Origin of the sequence: Vogesella sp. XCS3 (assembly GCF_020616155.1) — a bacterium.
GTDB lineage: Bacteria > Pseudomonadota > Gammaproteobacteria > Burkholderiales > Chromobacteriaceae > Vogesella.
The window spans coordinates 2,339,739-2,354,880 of sequence record NZ_CP085530.1 but is presented as its reverse complement, the minus strand read 5'-3'; the positions used below and the strand labels follow the sequence as shown (position 1 = coordinate 2,354,880).

General features: G+C 59.2%; 14 protein-coding genes. 12 read left to right on the top strand and 2 right to left on the bottom strand.

What is annotated here, in order from left to right; translation table 11 throughout:
- Positions 1-12: 12 nt before the first annotated feature.
- From murD to lpxC, 9 genes are all read left to right on the top strand, one after another.
- On the top strand, positions 13-1,377 hold the full coding sequence (murD, locus tag LCH97_RS11270; RefSeq protein ID WP_227305332.1) for a UDP-N-acetylmuramoyl-L-alanine--D-glutamate ligase: 1,365 nt from the start codon (positions 13-15) through the stop codon (positions 1,375-1,377).
- Complete coding sequence (gene ftsW, locus LCH97_RS11265; protein ID WP_227301771.1) at positions 1,377-2,540, top strand: putative lipid II flippase FtsW; 1,164 nt, start codon at positions 1,377-1,379, stop codon at positions 2,538-2,540. Before murD ends, ftsW begins: the two co-directional genes overlap by 1 nt.
- Positions 2,541-2,746: 206 nt before the next feature.
- Positions 2,747-3,841, top strand: coding sequence for an undecaprenyldiphospho-muramoylpentapeptide beta-N-acetylglucosaminyltransferase (gene murG / locus LCH97_RS11260; protein ID WP_227301770.1), 1,095 nt, complete (start codon positions 2,747-2,749; stop codon positions 3,839-3,841).
- A 40-nt stretch (positions 3,842-3,881) separates the two neighbouring features.
- A complete protein-coding gene (gene murC, locus LCH97_RS11255; protein WP_227301769.1) occupies positions 3,882-5,276 on the top strand; it encodes a UDP-N-acetylmuramate--L-alanine ligase in 1,395 nt (464 codons plus the stop codon).
- Positions 5,277-5,319: 43 nt separating this feature from the next.
- Positions 5,320-6,231 (top strand): D-alanine--D-alanine ligase, encoded by a 912-nt coding sequence (locus LCH97_RS11250; protein ID WP_227301768.1) that lies wholly within the window; start codon positions 5,320-5,322, stop codon positions 6,229-6,231.
- Positions 6,221-6,949: a cell division protein FtsQ/DivIB gene (locus tag LCH97_RS11245; RefSeq protein ID WP_227301767.1), complete on the top strand. Its 729-nt coding sequence runs from the start codon at positions 6,221-6,223 to the stop codon at positions 6,947-6,949. The genes LCH97_RS11250 and LCH97_RS11245 overlap by 11 nt, the downstream gene beginning before the upstream one ends.
- 42 nt (positions 6,950-6,991) lie before the next feature.
- A complete protein-coding gene (ftsA, locus tag LCH97_RS11240) occupies positions 6,992-8,200 on the top strand; it encodes a cell division protein FtsA (RefSeq protein WP_227305329.1) in 1,209 nt (402 codons plus the stop codon).
- A gap of 51 nt (positions 8,201-8,251) precedes the next feature.
- Positions 8,252-9,436, top strand: coding sequence for a cell division protein FtsZ (ftsZ, locus tag LCH97_RS11235; RefSeq protein ID WP_227301766.1), 1,185 nt, complete (start codon positions 8,252-8,254; stop codon positions 9,434-9,436).
- A 97-nt stretch (positions 9,437-9,533) separates the two neighbouring features.
- Positions 9,534-10,445 carry a UDP-3-O-acyl-N-acetylglucosamine deacetylase gene (lpxC, locus tag LCH97_RS11230; protein ID WP_227305325.1) on the top strand — a complete coding sequence of 304 codons (912 nt, stop codon included), beginning with the start codon at positions 9,534-9,536 and terminating at the stop codon, positions 10,443-10,445.
- A gap of 102 nt (positions 10,446-10,547) precedes the next feature.
- Here lpxC and LCH97_RS11225 read toward each other — a convergent pair whose 3' ends face one another.
- Positions 10,548-11,066 carry a CNP1-like family protein gene (locus LCH97_RS11225; RefSeq protein WP_227301765.1) on the bottom strand — a complete coding sequence of 173 codons (519 nt, stop codon included), beginning with the start codon at positions 11,064-11,066 and terminating at the stop codon, positions 10,548-10,550.
- Positions 11,063-11,836 (bottom strand): NRDE family protein, encoded by a 774-nt coding sequence (locus tag LCH97_RS11220; RefSeq protein ID WP_227301764.1) that lies wholly within the window; start codon positions 11,834-11,836, stop codon positions 11,063-11,065. Before LCH97_RS11220 ends, LCH97_RS11225 begins: the two co-directional genes overlap by 4 nt.
- Positions 11,837-11,918: 82 nt before the next feature.
- Here LCH97_RS11220 and LCH97_RS11215 point away from each other — a divergent pair, with 82 nt between their 5' ends.
- From LCH97_RS11215 to LCH97_RS11205, 3 genes are all read left to right on the top strand, one after another.
- Positions 11,919-12,149, top strand: a complete 231-nt coding sequence (locus tag LCH97_RS11215) for a sulfurtransferase TusA family protein (RefSeq protein WP_227301763.1) — start codon at positions 11,919-11,921, stop codon at positions 12,147-12,149.
- 54 nt (positions 12,150-12,203) lie between these two features.
- On the top strand, positions 12,204-13,235 hold the full coding sequence (pyrC, locus tag LCH97_RS11210; protein ID WP_227301762.1) for a dihydroorotase: 1,032 nt from the start codon (positions 12,204-12,206) through the stop codon (positions 13,233-13,235).
- Between the two features lie 226 nt (positions 13,236-13,461).
- A complete protein-coding gene (locus tag LCH97_RS11205) occupies positions 13,462-15,078 on the top strand; it encodes a peptide ABC transporter substrate-binding protein (RefSeq protein ID WP_227301761.1) in 1,617 nt (538 codons plus the stop codon).
- Positions 15,079-15,142: the final 64 nt, after the last annotated feature.

Genomic DNA, 15,142 nt, shown 5'->3' with positions numbered 1-15,142 from the left:
GGAAACCACGTGATGCGATTCGACAACCGCCACATCATCGTTATCGGCCTGGGCGACACCGGCGTTTCTGCCGCGCGCTGGCTGCTGGCGCATGGCGCGCGCGTCACCATTGCCGATAGCCGCGACAACCCCGCCAATGCGGCCAACGTGGCCGCCGAGCTGGGCGTGACCCTGCGCCTGGGTGCTTTTGATGCGCAGACCTTTGCCGACGCCGACATGCTGATGGTAAGCCCCGGCGTCAGCATCCGTACCCCGGCCATTGCCGACTTTGCCCGCCGTGGTGGCGAGGTAGTGGGGGATGTAGAGCTGTGGGCGCGCGCCATCGCCGGCAGCGGTGCCAAGGTTATCGCCATTACCGGCTCCAACGGCAAGAGCACCGTCACCAGCCTGGTAGGCCACCTGTGCGAGGCCGCCGGCCAGGACACCGTGGTGTGCGGCAATATCGGCCTGCCGGTGCTGTCTGCGCTGGCCGAACGCGAAGCCGCCGGCAAACAGCCCGACGTGTGGGTGGTAGAGCTGTCCAGCTTCCAGCTGGAAACCACCACCAGCCTGCGCGCCGACGCGGCCACGGTACTGAATATTTCCGAAGACCATCTGGACCGTTACCACGATCTGCTGGACTACGCGCACAGCAAGACCGCCATTTTTGCCGGTAGCGGTGTACAGGTGTTGAACCGCGACGATGTGTTCTGCCGCGCCATGGTGCGCGCCGGCCGCCATGTGGCCTGGTTCTCGCTGCGCGAGGCCGCAGATTACGCACTGCAACAGACGGATGGCCGCTATCTGCTTACTATCGCCGGCTCGCCGGTGTTCGATAGCGCCGACATGCAGCTGCAAGGCTTGCACAATGCGGCCAACGCGCTGGCAGCGCTGGCGCTGACCGAAGCCATCGCGTTGCCGCGCGAAGCCTTGTTGGCCGCATTGCGCAGTTTCCGTGGCTTGGCGCACCGGGTGGAATACGTGGACGAGTTCGGTGGTGTGATGTTCATCGACGACTCCAAAGGTACCAATGTGGGTGCCACCGAGGCGGCACTGAACGGCATGACCCGGCCAGTAGTACTGATTGCCGGTGGCGATGGCAAAGGCCAGGATTTTGCGCCGCTCGCGCCGGCCTGCCAGCGCATTGCCCGCGCCGTGGTGCTGATCGGCCGTGACGCGCCGGCCATCCATGCCGCGCTGGCCGGCTGCCGCGTACCGCTGCACCGCTGCAGCACACTGGAAGAAGCAACCCGTCTGGCGGCTAGCCTGGCACAAACCGGTGACGTGGTATTGCTGTCGCCCGCCTGCGCCAGCCTGGATATGTTCAAGAACTATGCACACCGTGCCCAGGTATTTGTCGATACGGTGGCGGCAGTCAAGGCGGAGATCACAGCCTGATGAGCAGCATTAGCCGGCGCCATCACCATACAGCCCCCGTCACCGTGCTGGACGAAGCACTGATGTGGGCCATCGCGCTGCTGCTGTCCATCAGCCTGGTGATGGTGTATTCGGCGTCGATTGCGTACGCCGAGGCGGATGCCGCCACCAATAACCGCTACTTCTACCTGTTTCGCCACATGATCTTCATGACCATTGGCCTGGCAGGGGCAGCGATTACCTTCCAGGTGCCTACCAGCATCTGGCAGAAATACGCGGGCAAGTTTTTCCTGTTTGCCGGTTTCCTGCTGGTACTGGTGCTGATACCGGGTATTGGCAAGGTGGTGAACGGCTCACGGCGCTGGATCAATCTGGTGGTATTGAACCTGCAGCCTTCCGAGGTAATGAAGTTGGCTGCCGCGATCTATGCCGCCGACTACACGGTGCGCAAGGCGGCCAAGCTGCACAGTGTGCGCGAAGGTTTCTTGCCCATCTTGGCCGCCATTGTGGTGGTGGCCTTGCTGTTGTTGCTGGAGCCGGACTTTGGCGCGTTGATGGTGGTGATGAGCATCACCATGGGCATCGTGTTTCTGGGCGGTATCAACCTGCGCATCTTTGCCGGGCTGGCCGTGATGGCGGTGTGTGCAGTGGTGCTGCTGATTATCACCTCGCCTTATCGCCTGAAGCGGGTGCTGGGTTTTCTGGACCCGTGGGATGACCCCTACGGCAAAGGTTACCAGCTGAGCCATTCGCTGATAGCCATTGGCCGTGGCGAGTGGTTTGGCGTGGGGCTGGGCGGCAGTGTGGAGAAACTGTTCTACCTACCGGAGGCGCATACCGACTTCATCATGGCGGTGATTTCGGAAGAGTTCGGTTTTGTGGGGATTTGCGTTGTGCTGGGCCTGTACGCCTGGATTGTGCGCCGCGCTTTCCATATCGGTACCGAATCCAAGCAGCTGGAGCGGTATTACCAGTCGCTGGTGGCGCAGGGTATCGGCATCTGGCTGGGGGTGCAGACCTTCTTTAACGTGGGCGTGAACATGGGTTTGCTGCCTACCAAGGGCCTGACTTTGCCACTGATGTCTTTTGGCGGCTCGGCCATGCTGTGCAATTTGGCGTCGCTGGCGGTGTTGTTGCGCGTGGATTATGAAAATCGCCGGCTGATGCGTGGCTTTAAGGTTTAAAGCCGGGTATCCGCTGCCCTCGGGCAGCACGCTGCGATGCAGCGTAGCCGGTGTAGCAGTCCGAGCCGCAGGGCGGCGAAGGAAAAATCGCCGGCTGATGCGCGGCTTTAAGGTGTAAATCGCCAAATATTTGGCAAGGGCGGTCAAGGTTGGCCGCAAGGCAAGACTGTGTGGGCAGTGAGCCCGGTAAGAAGAGAAGTGGAAAGATGCCAAAGCGTATGGTGATGGTGATGGCAGCAGGTACCGGTGGGCATATTGTCCCGGGCATCGCCGTGGCACGCGAGCTGGAAAGCCGTGGCTGGAAAGTACTGTGGGTGGGTACCGAGCGCGGCATGGAAAACAAGCTGGTGCCGCCTACCGGCTTCGAGCTGATTCGCCTGGCTTTCCACGGTATTCGTGGCAAAGGGGCGCTGGGTTCGGTAAAGGGGGTATTCCAGCTGCTGGCGGCGTTTGTGCGCAGCCTGGTGCTGATGTTCCAGCATCGCCCGGATGTGGTACTGGGGATGGGCGGTTATGTCTGCCTGCCTACCGGTTTGGCTGCTGCCCTGCTGTGGAAGCCGCTGGTGATGGTCAATGCCGATGCAGGCTTGTTGTTAAGCAATAAGGCTTTGCTGCCTTTCGCGGATCATTTGGCCTGCGGCTTTGATGGTGAAGCCGCGCGTAGCGTGAAGAAATCGGTGGTCACCGGCAATCCGGTGCGCCGCGAAATCGAAGCCCTGCCGGAACCCGCCCAGCGTTTTGCTGGCCGAAGCGGCCCGCTGCAGGTGTTGGTGGTAGGTGGCAGCCTGGGTGCCAAGGTACTGAATGACACCTTGCCCGCCGCGCTGGCCTTGTTGCCGGCAGGTCAGCGCCCGCAACTGGTGCACCAGACCGGTGACAAGAATTTTGCCGCAGTACAGGCCACATACGAAGCAGCCGGGCTGCAAGTTGGCCGCGACGTGACGCTGCTGCCGTTTATTGATGATATGCCGGCGCGCTTGGCTGCTTGCGACGTGATTGTGTGCCGTGCCGGCGCCATTACGGTTAGCGAGCTGTGTGCTGCCGGTGTGGCCAGTGTGCTGGTGCCGCTGGTGGTGTCTACCACCTCGCACCAGCGCGATAACGCCGCCTGGATGGCGGCTGCCGGGGCAGCGATTCACCTGCCACAGCAAGACATGAGCCCGACCCAGCTGGCAGCACTGCTGGGCGGTTTGCAGCGCAGCCAGCTACAACAGCTGGCCGAGCGCGCCAAGGGGCTGGCCAAGCCCGGTGCGGCGGGTGCCGTAGCCGATTTGTGCCAGGCCCTGGCTGATCAGGATTAAGTAACTGCCGCCGTGTGGCGTGCAGTGGGTGAGAAGAACGATGAAACATAGAGTCAAACACATTCATTTTGTCGGTATCGGCGGCGTGGGCATGTGCGGTATTGCCGAGGTGTTGCTGAACCTGGGTTATACCGTGTCCGGCTCTGACATGGCTGACAACGCGGCGACCAAACGCCTGGCCGAGCAGGGCGCGCATATCTACTTTGGCCATGATGCGACCTATATCAAGGGCGCCGATGTGGTGGTGACCTCTACGGCGGTAAAAGCAGATAACCCGGAAGTGCGTGAAGCACAGGCGCTGCATATCCCGGTGATCCCGCGTGCCATGATGCTGGCCGAGCTGATGCGCTTCAAACAGGGCATCGCTATTGCCGGTACCCACGGTAAGACCACGACCACCAGCCTGACGGCATCGGTACTGGGCGCAGCCGGCCTGGACCCGACCTTCGTGATTGGCGGCAAGCTGACTGCCGCCGGCACCAACGCCCGCCTGGGTAGCGGCGAGTACCTGGTGGCCGAAGCCGACGAATCGGACGCTTCTTTCCTGTATCTGCAGCCGGTGATGTCGGTGGTGACCAATATCGACGCCGACCACATGGACACCTACGACCACAGCTTTGACAAGCTCAAGCAGGCGTTTGTGGACTTCATCCACCATCTGCCGTTTTATGGTCGTGCCGTGCTGTGCGTAGATGACGAACACGTGCGCAGCATTGTGCCGCAGCTGAAAAAACCGGTAACCACCTACGGTCTGGACGACAGCGCCGACGTGTATGCGGCCAACTTGGTGGCCGATGCCGGCCAGATGCACTTTGACGTGGTGGTAAAAGCAGAAGGCCTGCGCTTTCCGGTCACTCTGAATATGCCCGGTCGCCATAACGTACTGAACGCCTTGGCTGCAACCGTCATCGGCCTGGAGTGCGGTGCCGAGATCGACGCTATCCAGAAAGGCCTGGCCGAGTTTGCCGGTGTAGGCCGCCGTTTCCAGCGTTACGGCGAGCTGCCGGCCAAGGATGGTGGCAGCTACACCCTGATCGACGACTACGGCCACCACCCGGTGGAAATGGCAGCAACGTTGGCCGCAGTGCGTGGCGCTTTCCCGGAAAAACGCCTGGTGCTGGCTTTCCAGCCGCACCGTTACAGCCGCACGCGCGACCTGTTCGAAGACTTTGTGAAAGTGCTGGGCCGCGTGGATGCCCTGCTGCTGGCTGAAGTGTACGCCGCGGGCGAGGCACCGATTGTAGCCGCCGATGGCCGCGCGCTGGCGCGTGCCGTGCGCGTTGGCGGCAAGGTAGAGCCGCTGTTTGTAGAGCAGATTACCGATATGCAGCAAGCCATTACCGATATGGCGCGTGACGGCGACGTGGTGATCACCATGGGCGCCGGGTCGATTGGCGGTATCCCCGCCAAGCTGGTAGCGGCCGCCAAGGCCTGACAGAGAGTATTCCGCCCCGACCGGGGGCGGTAGTGAGGACAGCATGAAGCAGTTTGGCAAAGTAGCAGTAATGATGGGTGGCAGCTCCGCCGAGCGTGAAGTCTCGCTGATGAGCGGCAGCGGTGTACTGGCCGCCCTGCAAAGCAAGGGTGTGGATGCGCATGCGTTCGACCCTGCAGAAAAACCGCTGTCGGCACTGAAGGAAGAGGGCTTTGCCCGCGTATTCAACATCCTGCATGGCCCGTTTGGCGAAGACGGTACCCTGCAAGGCGCGCTGGAAGCGCTGGGCGTGCCCTATACCGGCTGCGGCGTGATGGCCTCGGCCATCTGCATGGACAAATGGCGTACCAAGCTGCTGTGGAAAGGCGCGGGCCTGCCCATTCCGGCCTTTGAGTTGCTGCATGACGATAGCGATTTCGACGCCATCGAGCAGGCGCTGGGGCTGCCGATTTTCGTGAAGCCGTCTACCGAGGGCTCCAGTATCGGCGTGACCAAGGTGAAGACCCATGGTGGCCTGAAAGCCGCCTACGAAGAAGCGCGCCAGTACGACAGTATCGTGATTGCCGAGCAGTTTATCGGCGGTGGCGAGTACACCTGTGCCGTGATCGACGGCCAGGCTTACCCCACCATCAAGATCGAGCCGGCCACCGAGTACTACGACTACCAGGCCAAGTATTTCCGTGATGACACGGTATACCGCTGCCCTAGCGGCCTGGCACCCGAAGTGGAAGCACGTGCCCGCGAGCTGGCACTGCAGGCATTCAAGGTACTGGGTTGCCAAGGCTGGGCGCGGATTGACTTCCTGATGGACGAGCAGAACGGTATTTACCTGCTGGAAGCCAACACCAACCCTGGCATGACCAGCCATAGTCTGGTGCCGATGGCTGCACGGGTAGAAGGCCTGAGCTACGAGGACCTGTGCGTCAAGGTGCTGGCAGCGGCTCATGTGGGATAACCATGCGGTATTGCGGGCAGTAGCCAACTTGCTGCTGACTGCCTCGTTATTGATGTTGTTGTATGCCGGGGGCTACTGGCTGACACACTCGCCCCTGTTCCCGGTAAAGCGGATTCACATTGCTGGCCAGGTGGCCAAGGTGACCCCGGTGCAGCTGAAGTACATCGCGCAAAACGAACTGACCGGCACGTTTTTTACGCTGGACATCACCAAGACGCGCCATGCCTTCGAAAAGCTGCCCTGGGTAAGCCAGGTGCAGGTAAGACGAGCCTGGCCTGACCGGCTGGACATCACAGTCAGCGAGCACGTAGCACTGGCGCGCTGGGGAGACCAGGGGCTGATCAGTACTGAAGGCCGTTGGTTCGATGCAGCCAGCGACCAGCCGCTGCCGGTGATGTACGGGCCAGCAGCAAGTGAAAAAGAAATGACGCAAGCACTGCAGCAGTTCCGGCAGCGTTTGCAGCCCGCCCGCCTGCAGCCGCTGCGTTTGTGGCTATCGGAGCGAAGGGCGTGGCGAATGGAACTGGACAACGGAGTAACGCTGGAACTGGGGCGTGGCCCGGTGGCTGAGCGGTTGACGCGTTTTGTTGACCACTGGCCGCGTAGCCTGGCCACGTTGCCTTACCGCATTACGTATGTGGACTTGCGTTACCCCAATGGATTCGCTGTGCGGATGCCCGATTACAAGGCACCGCCTACGGCAACAAACAAGCTTTAAGCGTTGGAGCGACAGGTGAGCAAACCTAAGGAAAGCAAAAACATGCTGGTGGGCCTGGATATCGGCACCTCGAAGATCGTCGCGATCGTCGCCGAAGTGCTGGAAGAAGGCCAGATCAACATCGTGGGCATGGGGCAAGTGCCCTCGCGCGGCCTCAAGCGCGGCATGGTGGTGAATATCGAATCCACCGTGCAGGCCATCCAGCGGGCGCTGGAAGAGGCCGAGCTGATGGCCGATTGCAAGATCAATGAGGTGTACACCGGTATCGCCGGTAGCCACATCAAGGGTGTGAATTCGCACGGCATGGTGGCCATCAAGGACCGTGAAGTGACCCAGATGGACATCGACCGCGTGATTGAAACCGCGCGTGCGGTATCCATTCCGCCCGATCACCAGGTACTGCACATCCTCACGCAGGAGTACAGCATCGATGGTCAGGAAGGAGTGCGCGAGCCGCTGGGCATGAGCGGTGTACGCCTGGAAGCCAAGGTGCACATTGTGACTGGTGCCATTTCCGCTGCGCAAAACGTGGCCAAGTGCGTGCGCCGTTGCGGCCTGGAAGTGACCGACCTGGTGTTGCAGCCTATGGCCAGCGCGAGTGCTGTGCTGAGCGAGGACGAAAAAGAGCTGGGCGTGTGTCTGATCGACATCGGTGGTGGTACTACCGACATTGCGGTGCTGGTTGGCGGTGCTATCCGCCATACCGCGGTGATACCGATTGCAGGCGACCAGATTACCAACGACATCGCCATGGCGCTGCGTACCCCTACCAAGGAAGCCGAAGACATCAAGATCCAGCACGGTGTGGCTTTGGTAGGTCTGGCTGATGCTTCGCAGATGATCGAAGTGCCCGGCGTTGGCGAACGCGGCCCGCGTCAGATGTCGCGTGCCACGCTGGCCGAAGTGATCGAGCCGCGCGTGGAAGAGCTGTTCCAGTTGGTGCAGCAAGAGCTGCGTCGTAGCGGCTTTGAAGAAATGTCTACCGGTATTGTGATTACCGGTGGTGCCAGCCTGATGCCTGGCATGGTGGAGTTGGCCGAAGAGGTCTTCCATCTGCCGGTGCGCATCGGCGTACCCAAGTATGTAGGTGGCTTGTCCGAGGTAGTAAAAAACCCGCGCTTCTCGACGGGCGTAGGTTTGCTGCTGTATGGCAAGGACCAGATGCATCCCCGTGTTGGCCAGAAAAGTGAAAGCGCCGGCGTGGGGCAAGTGTTCCAGCGTATGAAGGCTTGGTTTGCCGGTAATTTCTAAGGCAAAACGGAATATTCCGACAATAGCTCATCTTTTTACAGGAGAGGAAAAATGAGCGGCATGGTATTCGAAGTAATGCAGGAGACTGCTACCGAGGCAGTCATCAAGGTGATCGGTGTAGGCGGTGGCGGCTGCAACGCCATCGACAACATGATCAGTAACCAGGTGCAAGGCGTGGAATTCATCTGCGCCAATACGGATGCCCAGGCGCTCAAGCGTAACAAGGCGCCGCAGAAGCTGCAGCTGGGCAACAATCTGACCAAGGGCCTGGGGGCAGGTGCCAACCCGGACACTGGCCGGAACGCCGCGCTGGAAGACCGTGAGCGCATTGCCGAAATGCTGCGCGGTGCCAATATGGTGTTTGTCACCGCCGGCATGGGTGGCGGTACCGGTACCGGTGCTGCACCAGTGGTGGCCGAAGTGGCCAAGGAGCTGGGCATCCTGACCGTGGGTGTGGTAACCCGCCCATTCGAATACGAAGGCAAGCGCTTGCGTGTGGCCAACGATGGTATCGAGCTGCTGAAAAAGCACGTCGATTCCCTGATCGTGATCCCGAACGAGAAGCTGATGGCCGTGCTGGGCGAAGACGTCACCATGCGCGAAGCCTTCCGCGCGGCCGATGACGTACTCAAAGGCGCTGTGGCCGGTATTTCCGAAGTGATTACCTGCCCCGGCCTGATTAACGTCGACTTTGCCGACGTACGCGCCGTGATGAGCGAAATGGGTCTGGCCATGATGGGGTCGGCTTTCGCCGCCGGTATCGACCGTGCCCGTGTGGCTGCCGAGCAGGCTGTCGCAAGCCCGCTGCTGGACAACATTACCCTGGAAGGCGCACGCGGCGTGCTGGTGAACATTTCCACCGCACCGGGCTGCCTGCGCATGAGCGAATACCGCGAGATCATGGGCATTATCCGTCAGTACACTGACGAAGATGCCCAGGTGAAGTTCGGTACTGCCGAAGTAGAAGACATGCCGGAAGACACCATCCGCGTGACCTTGATCGCGACCGGCCTGGGCCAGAAGCCCGCCAGCAATCGTGACGAGCGCCCGGATTACATCAAGATCGTCAAAACCGGTACCGATAATGTCGCCATGGAAATGGACTTCAACGACCTGAATACGCCTGCTGTGATGCGTAACCGTGGTCGTCGTGCGCCGATTTCCACCGACTTTTCGGACCCGGAAGTAAGCGAGTCTTACGATATTCCGGCATTCCTGCGTAAACAGGCAGATTGATAGCTCAGGACAATTGGCTGTTGGATGGTAATCAATTAGCCGCATGGCGCGGCTATGCTAAACTGTCTGCATTCGATATGTCCGAAAGCTCGTCATGATCCTGCAACGCACGCTGAAACAGGCCATCAGCGCCACTGGCGTTGGGCTGCACTCCGGCGAACGGGTCAAACTGACCCTGCACCCGGCTGCGCCTGATACTGGTATTGTGTTCCGCCGCACCGACCTGCCCGCGCAGGACGAGGTGGTGGTACGGCCTGCGCTCGTGAACGACACGCGCCTCTCCTCGACACTGGTCACCGAGACCGGTGTGCGTGTCGGCACGATCGAACATCTGATGTCTGCCTTTGCAGGGCTGGGCATCGATAATGTGGTGGTGGATGTAACAGGCGCCGAGATGCCCATCATGGATGGATCGTCGGCGCCGTTTATCTTTCTGCTGCAAACCGCGGGCATCGAGGAGCAGCCAGCCGCCAAGAAGTTCATCCGCGTCAAACAGGCGATAGAAGTGGTGGAGGGTGACAAGTGGGTAAAGCTGGTGCCCCACGATGGCTTCAGTGTGCAGCTGTCTATCGAGTTCAACCACCCGGCATTCAATCGCGCGCCGCAAATGGTGAGCGTAGACTTTGCCAGCCATTCCTATATCGAAGAGATCAGTCGCGCCCGCACTTTCGGTTTCATGCACGAAGTCGAGTACATGCGTAGTCACGGCCTGGGGCGGGGGGGCAACCTCAACAACGCCATCGTGATCGACGACGAATACGTACTGAACCCGGAGGGGCTACGCTTCCCGGACGAATTTGTACGTCACAAGATTCTGGACGCCATAGGCGACTTGTATATCGTAGGGCATCCGCTGATTGCCGCATTCAGTGGCCATAAATCCGGGCATGCCATGAACAACAAGCTGCTGCGGGTGATGCTGGAGACGCCCGATGCCTGGGAATTTGTCACCTTTGACAACCCCGAAGATGCGCCAGGCAGCTTTCACCGTTTGCCGGAAGTTGCCTGAGTTTAAGGCCTGCTAACAAAGCCCGTGTCGGCTGATACGGCATGAAATAAACAACACCCCCTGCTTGTATGGCAAGCAGGGGGTGTTTTGCAAGAGCAGGGCTTAACGGCGTTTGGCCGCTTGCTTCAGATTGTTTGCTAGCTCTTCTGCACTTAATGGTGGCGCGTCTTCGGGGCACAATGCCTTGATAACAGTTTGCAGCAAGGCACTGTTGCCATCCAGCCTGCGCCATTCGACTCGGCTGGAGGCAATCCAGCGTTTCCCTACGGTATCGGCAAAAGCAAAGCTGCGCTGTGTGCGTTCTCCGCAATGCATGCCTTCCAGGCTGATATTGTCGATGCCGCTGCTACTGAGCTGGCGAAGAGCAAAGCGTACCGTGCGATCTTCTGCCAATATCAGGCTACTACTGTCGATAAAAACACGTGGTTTGACTGTAACGGGAACATCCAGCTCGATCCACTGGGCGGTTACAGGGTAACCAGGCAGGGGCAAGGCCTGTTCTTGCCACGCGGTGTCAGGTTGATAACGGTTAGGTTTGCGATTGCTTATTTTTTCAGCCAAGTCGGCATGGGCGAGGTTGGCCGCAGCAAGCAGGCTTAGCATGATAAGGCGGGTTTTCACGGTATTTTCCTGAGTTGTCCAATACGAAGCTGGTGGCGGCGGCGTCCGCTTTCGCGCCCACCGATACCGTAGCTTACCTCGGTAAAGCTGACATCGCCGCGAGCGGAAACGTTCACGATGCTACTGCAGCGGGTGCCGTAGTCGCGGCCAACGATAAACACTGGCGACAGCATTTTTTCCAGCGCCGAGCCAATGCCGGTATTGGGTAGCTGTTCTGGCGGGGCGCTTTCCAGGTTCATCAGCCAAGGGAGTACTTCGCTGTCACTGGGTGGCCGTTTCAAGGTTGCCATCTTCTGGCGTAGTTGTTCCGCCTTGAACCAGCGCGTATCCATGTCGGCATTCGAGAGCACGTGGATACCAGGCGCGATGCGGTTGAGCGATTTGGTTCTGCTGTTGAAGTGCAGTAAATCACTGACCTGGCCAAAGATCAGATTGAACGGGCCGTAGTCGCCTGTGTGCGCCTTGAGCCAGGCCGCGTACTCCAGGGCACTTTCATCACCACTGACAAAGCGCTGCACCAGTTCCCCACGCGAACGTGCCGCGGCAACGGCGCGGCCTTCGCGGATGTGCGTGACCGCGGCAAAACGGCCGCGCGTATCGATAGCCATCCAGCTGCCGCCTGCCTGCACATCCCGCCCCCCCAGTATTTGCGGGTAGTCTGGCCAGAAGTCCAGCGCCAGCGCCGGGCGGGTGTAGTATTCGTCGCGGTTCGCCAGTAAAACCAGCGGCCCGAGCGCCGGTGTCTTGTAGGCAAGGGCAATGATGCACATGGCAGCTGTCCTTGGGCATTTTGCCGAAGGCCTTTAAAATAATGTTTTGATTGTAACCGCTCTACGCTTGGAGGAAGTGTTTATGCAGCCAGATCTTGCGCTGGACTTGTCGGGGCTAAACTGCCCCTTGCCTATCCTGCGAGCCAAAAAGGCACTGGCAACCATGGAAAGTGGCAAGGTGTTGTCCGTTCTGGCTACCGATCCCGGGGCGCCCAAGGATTTCGAGGCATTCTGCCGCCAGACTGGCAATGTGCTGCTGACTTCTACTGTTCAGGAAGACGGGCGTTTTTCCCTGTCGATTCGCCGTAAGTGATAAAGGCGCCGTATGGCGCCTTTCTTTATATTGATGATTGCATAAGGTTGCTACATGAAACTGACCATTACCCGCCCTGATGACTGGCACTTGCACGTACGCGACGGTGCTGCACTGGCTGCCGTGCTGCCCGATACCTGTCGCCAGATGGGGCGCGCCATCATCATGCCCAATCTGAAACCGCCAGTAACCACGGTCGAGATGGCTGCCGCCTATCGCGAGCGCATCCTGGCCGCGCGCCCGGCAGGCAGCAGCTTTGAGCCGCTGATGACGCTGTATCTCACCGAAACCACGACGGCCGAAGAAGTACGCAAGGCCAAGGCCAGTGGTTTTGTGCATGGCATCAAGCTGTACCCTGCTGGCGCAACAACCAATTCGGATGCGGGTGTCCGTGACGTGAATAACGCCATGGTGGCACTGGAAGCCATGGCGGAAGTGGGCATGCCGCTGCTGGTGCACGGTGAAGTCACCGACCCGGCGGTGGATGTGTTCGACCGAGAAGCGGTGTTCATCGACACTGTGTTTGAGCCGTTGTTGAAACGCCTGCCCACACTGCGTGTGGTGTTCGAGCACATTACTACCCGCCAGGCTGCCGAGTACGTGGCCAGCGCAGGCGACAATATTGCCGCCACCATTACCGCCCACCACCTGTTGATGAACCGTAATGCGCTGTTTACCGGCGGTATCCGCCCGCACCACTACTGCCTGCCGGTACTCAAGCGCGAAACGCACCGCGAAGCCCTGCTGGCTGCGGCGACCAGCGGCAGCAAGAAATTCTTCCTGGGTACCGACAGCGCACCGCACGCGCGCAACACCAAGGAAAACGCCTGCGGCTGTGCCGGCATGTACACGGCCAACGCTGCCATCGAGCTGTACGCCGAAGCATTTGACGCAGCCGGTGCGCTAGACAAGCTGGAAGCCTTCGCCAGTTTCAATGGACCTGATTTTTATCAACTGCCGCGCAATACAGACACACTAAGCTTGGTACGCGAAGCGTGGCAGGTGCCTGCTGCTTTGTCTTATGGAAATGACGAGCTTGTCCCCCTGCGTGCAGGGGAGTATGTGCAATGGCGATGCGTACCATGAGTATTGCTCATGAAACTAGTCCAAAATTGCTTACGTGAAAGGAATAAGTGCAGGAAATGCTACGCATCACAGGCAATGTGACGCCGAAGTGACGAATCGGGGCTTGTAGTAGCCATGTGTGCTGTGCATAATTGCCTCGCCTTTGCGTACTGTATACACACAGTTTGTTTTTCTCGGGGGGCCCGCACCAAGACGGGCCACCTCTGTTCAAGGAGAGCAGGAGAATATGAAAAAATCGATTTCTTTCAGCGTAGTAGCGGCCTCTGTTGCTATCGCTTTTGGTGCTTCCGGCGCAGCTTTCGCTGCAAAAGTACCGGCTGGCGTAAAACTGGACCCGAAACAGGAACTGGTACGTAGCAACGGCTCCGAACCGGAATCCCTGGATATTTCCCAGATCGAGACCACCACGGCCAACAACATTGCCCGTGACCTGTTCGAAGGCCTGACCGCCGTTGAAAACACCGGCAAGATCGTGCCGGGCGTGGCTACCTCCTGGAAGCAGAAAGACGCCACTACCTGGATCTTCAACCTGCGCAAAGACGCAAAATGGTCCAACGGCGATCCTGTTACCGCTGACGATTTCGTATACTCCTGGCGCCGTACCGTGGATCCGAAGACCGCTACCAAATACGGTCTGTTCCACGAGTTCATTGCTAACGGCAAAGACATCATGTCTGGCAAGAAGCAGCCATCCGAGCTGGGTATCAAGGCTCTGGACAAGAACACCCTGGAAATCAAAACCGAGATTCCGGTAGCTTTCCTGCCTGACATGCTGGCCAACTCCACCATGGCCCCGCTGCACAAAGCCTCCTTCGAGAAATTCGGCAAAGACTTCACCAAGCCGGGCAACCTGGTATCCAACGGCGCTTACGTGCTGAAAGACTGGATCCCGAACAGCCGTATCGTGCTGGAAAAGAACGCCAAATACTGGGATGCCAAAAACACTGTCATCACCAAAGTAACCTTCGACCCGACCGAGAGCGAAGATGCTGCCCTGAAGATGTACAAAGCTGGCCAGGTTGACATGACCCTGCGTATCCCGGCTGGTACCTTCCAGGCACTAAAGGCAGAAATGCCGAAAGAACTGAGCGCACTGCGCAACATCGCGCTGTACTACTACGGTCTGAACAACAAAGACCCTGTACTGAAAGACAAGCGCGTTCGCCAGGCCCTGTCCATGGTGATCGACCGTGACATCCTGACCCAGAAGCTGCTGGGCGAAGGCCAGGTTCCGGCTTACAGCCTGATGGTACAAGGCACTGCCGGTGCTGACGTTACCCCGTACGAATGGGCAAAATGGCCGATGGAAAAACGCGTTGCCGAAGCCAAGAAACTGTTGGCCGCAGCAGGCGTGACTTCCGCTACCCCGCTGAAACTGATGTACAACACCTCCGAGTCGCACAAACGCGTGGGTCTGTTCATCTCCTCCGAGTGGAAAACCAAGCTGGGTCTGAGCACCTCGATGGAAAACCAGGAATTCAAAGTGTTCCTGAAGACCCGTCACTCCGGCCAGTACCAGGTTGCACGTAACGGCTGGAACGCTGACTACAACGACGCGACCACCTTCCTGGACCTGGTACGTTGCGATAGCGACCAGAACGACCAGCAATACTGCAACAAGAAGGTTGACGAGCTGATGGCCCAAGGCAACCAGCAAACCGACCAAGCCAAGCGTAAAGCCCTGATGACCCAGGCTTCCAAGCTGGCGATGGATGACTACCCGCTGATCCCGCTGTACCAGTATGTACAAGCGCGTACCGTGAAGCCTTACGTTGGCGGCTACTACACCACCAACAGCTTTGACCGCTTCCGTACTAGCGATTTCTACATCATCAAGAAATAATTAGTCGTTAACCCGTCATGGTGGCTTCGGCTGCCGGGCGGGTTTTTCACTAGTGTTTTTGACG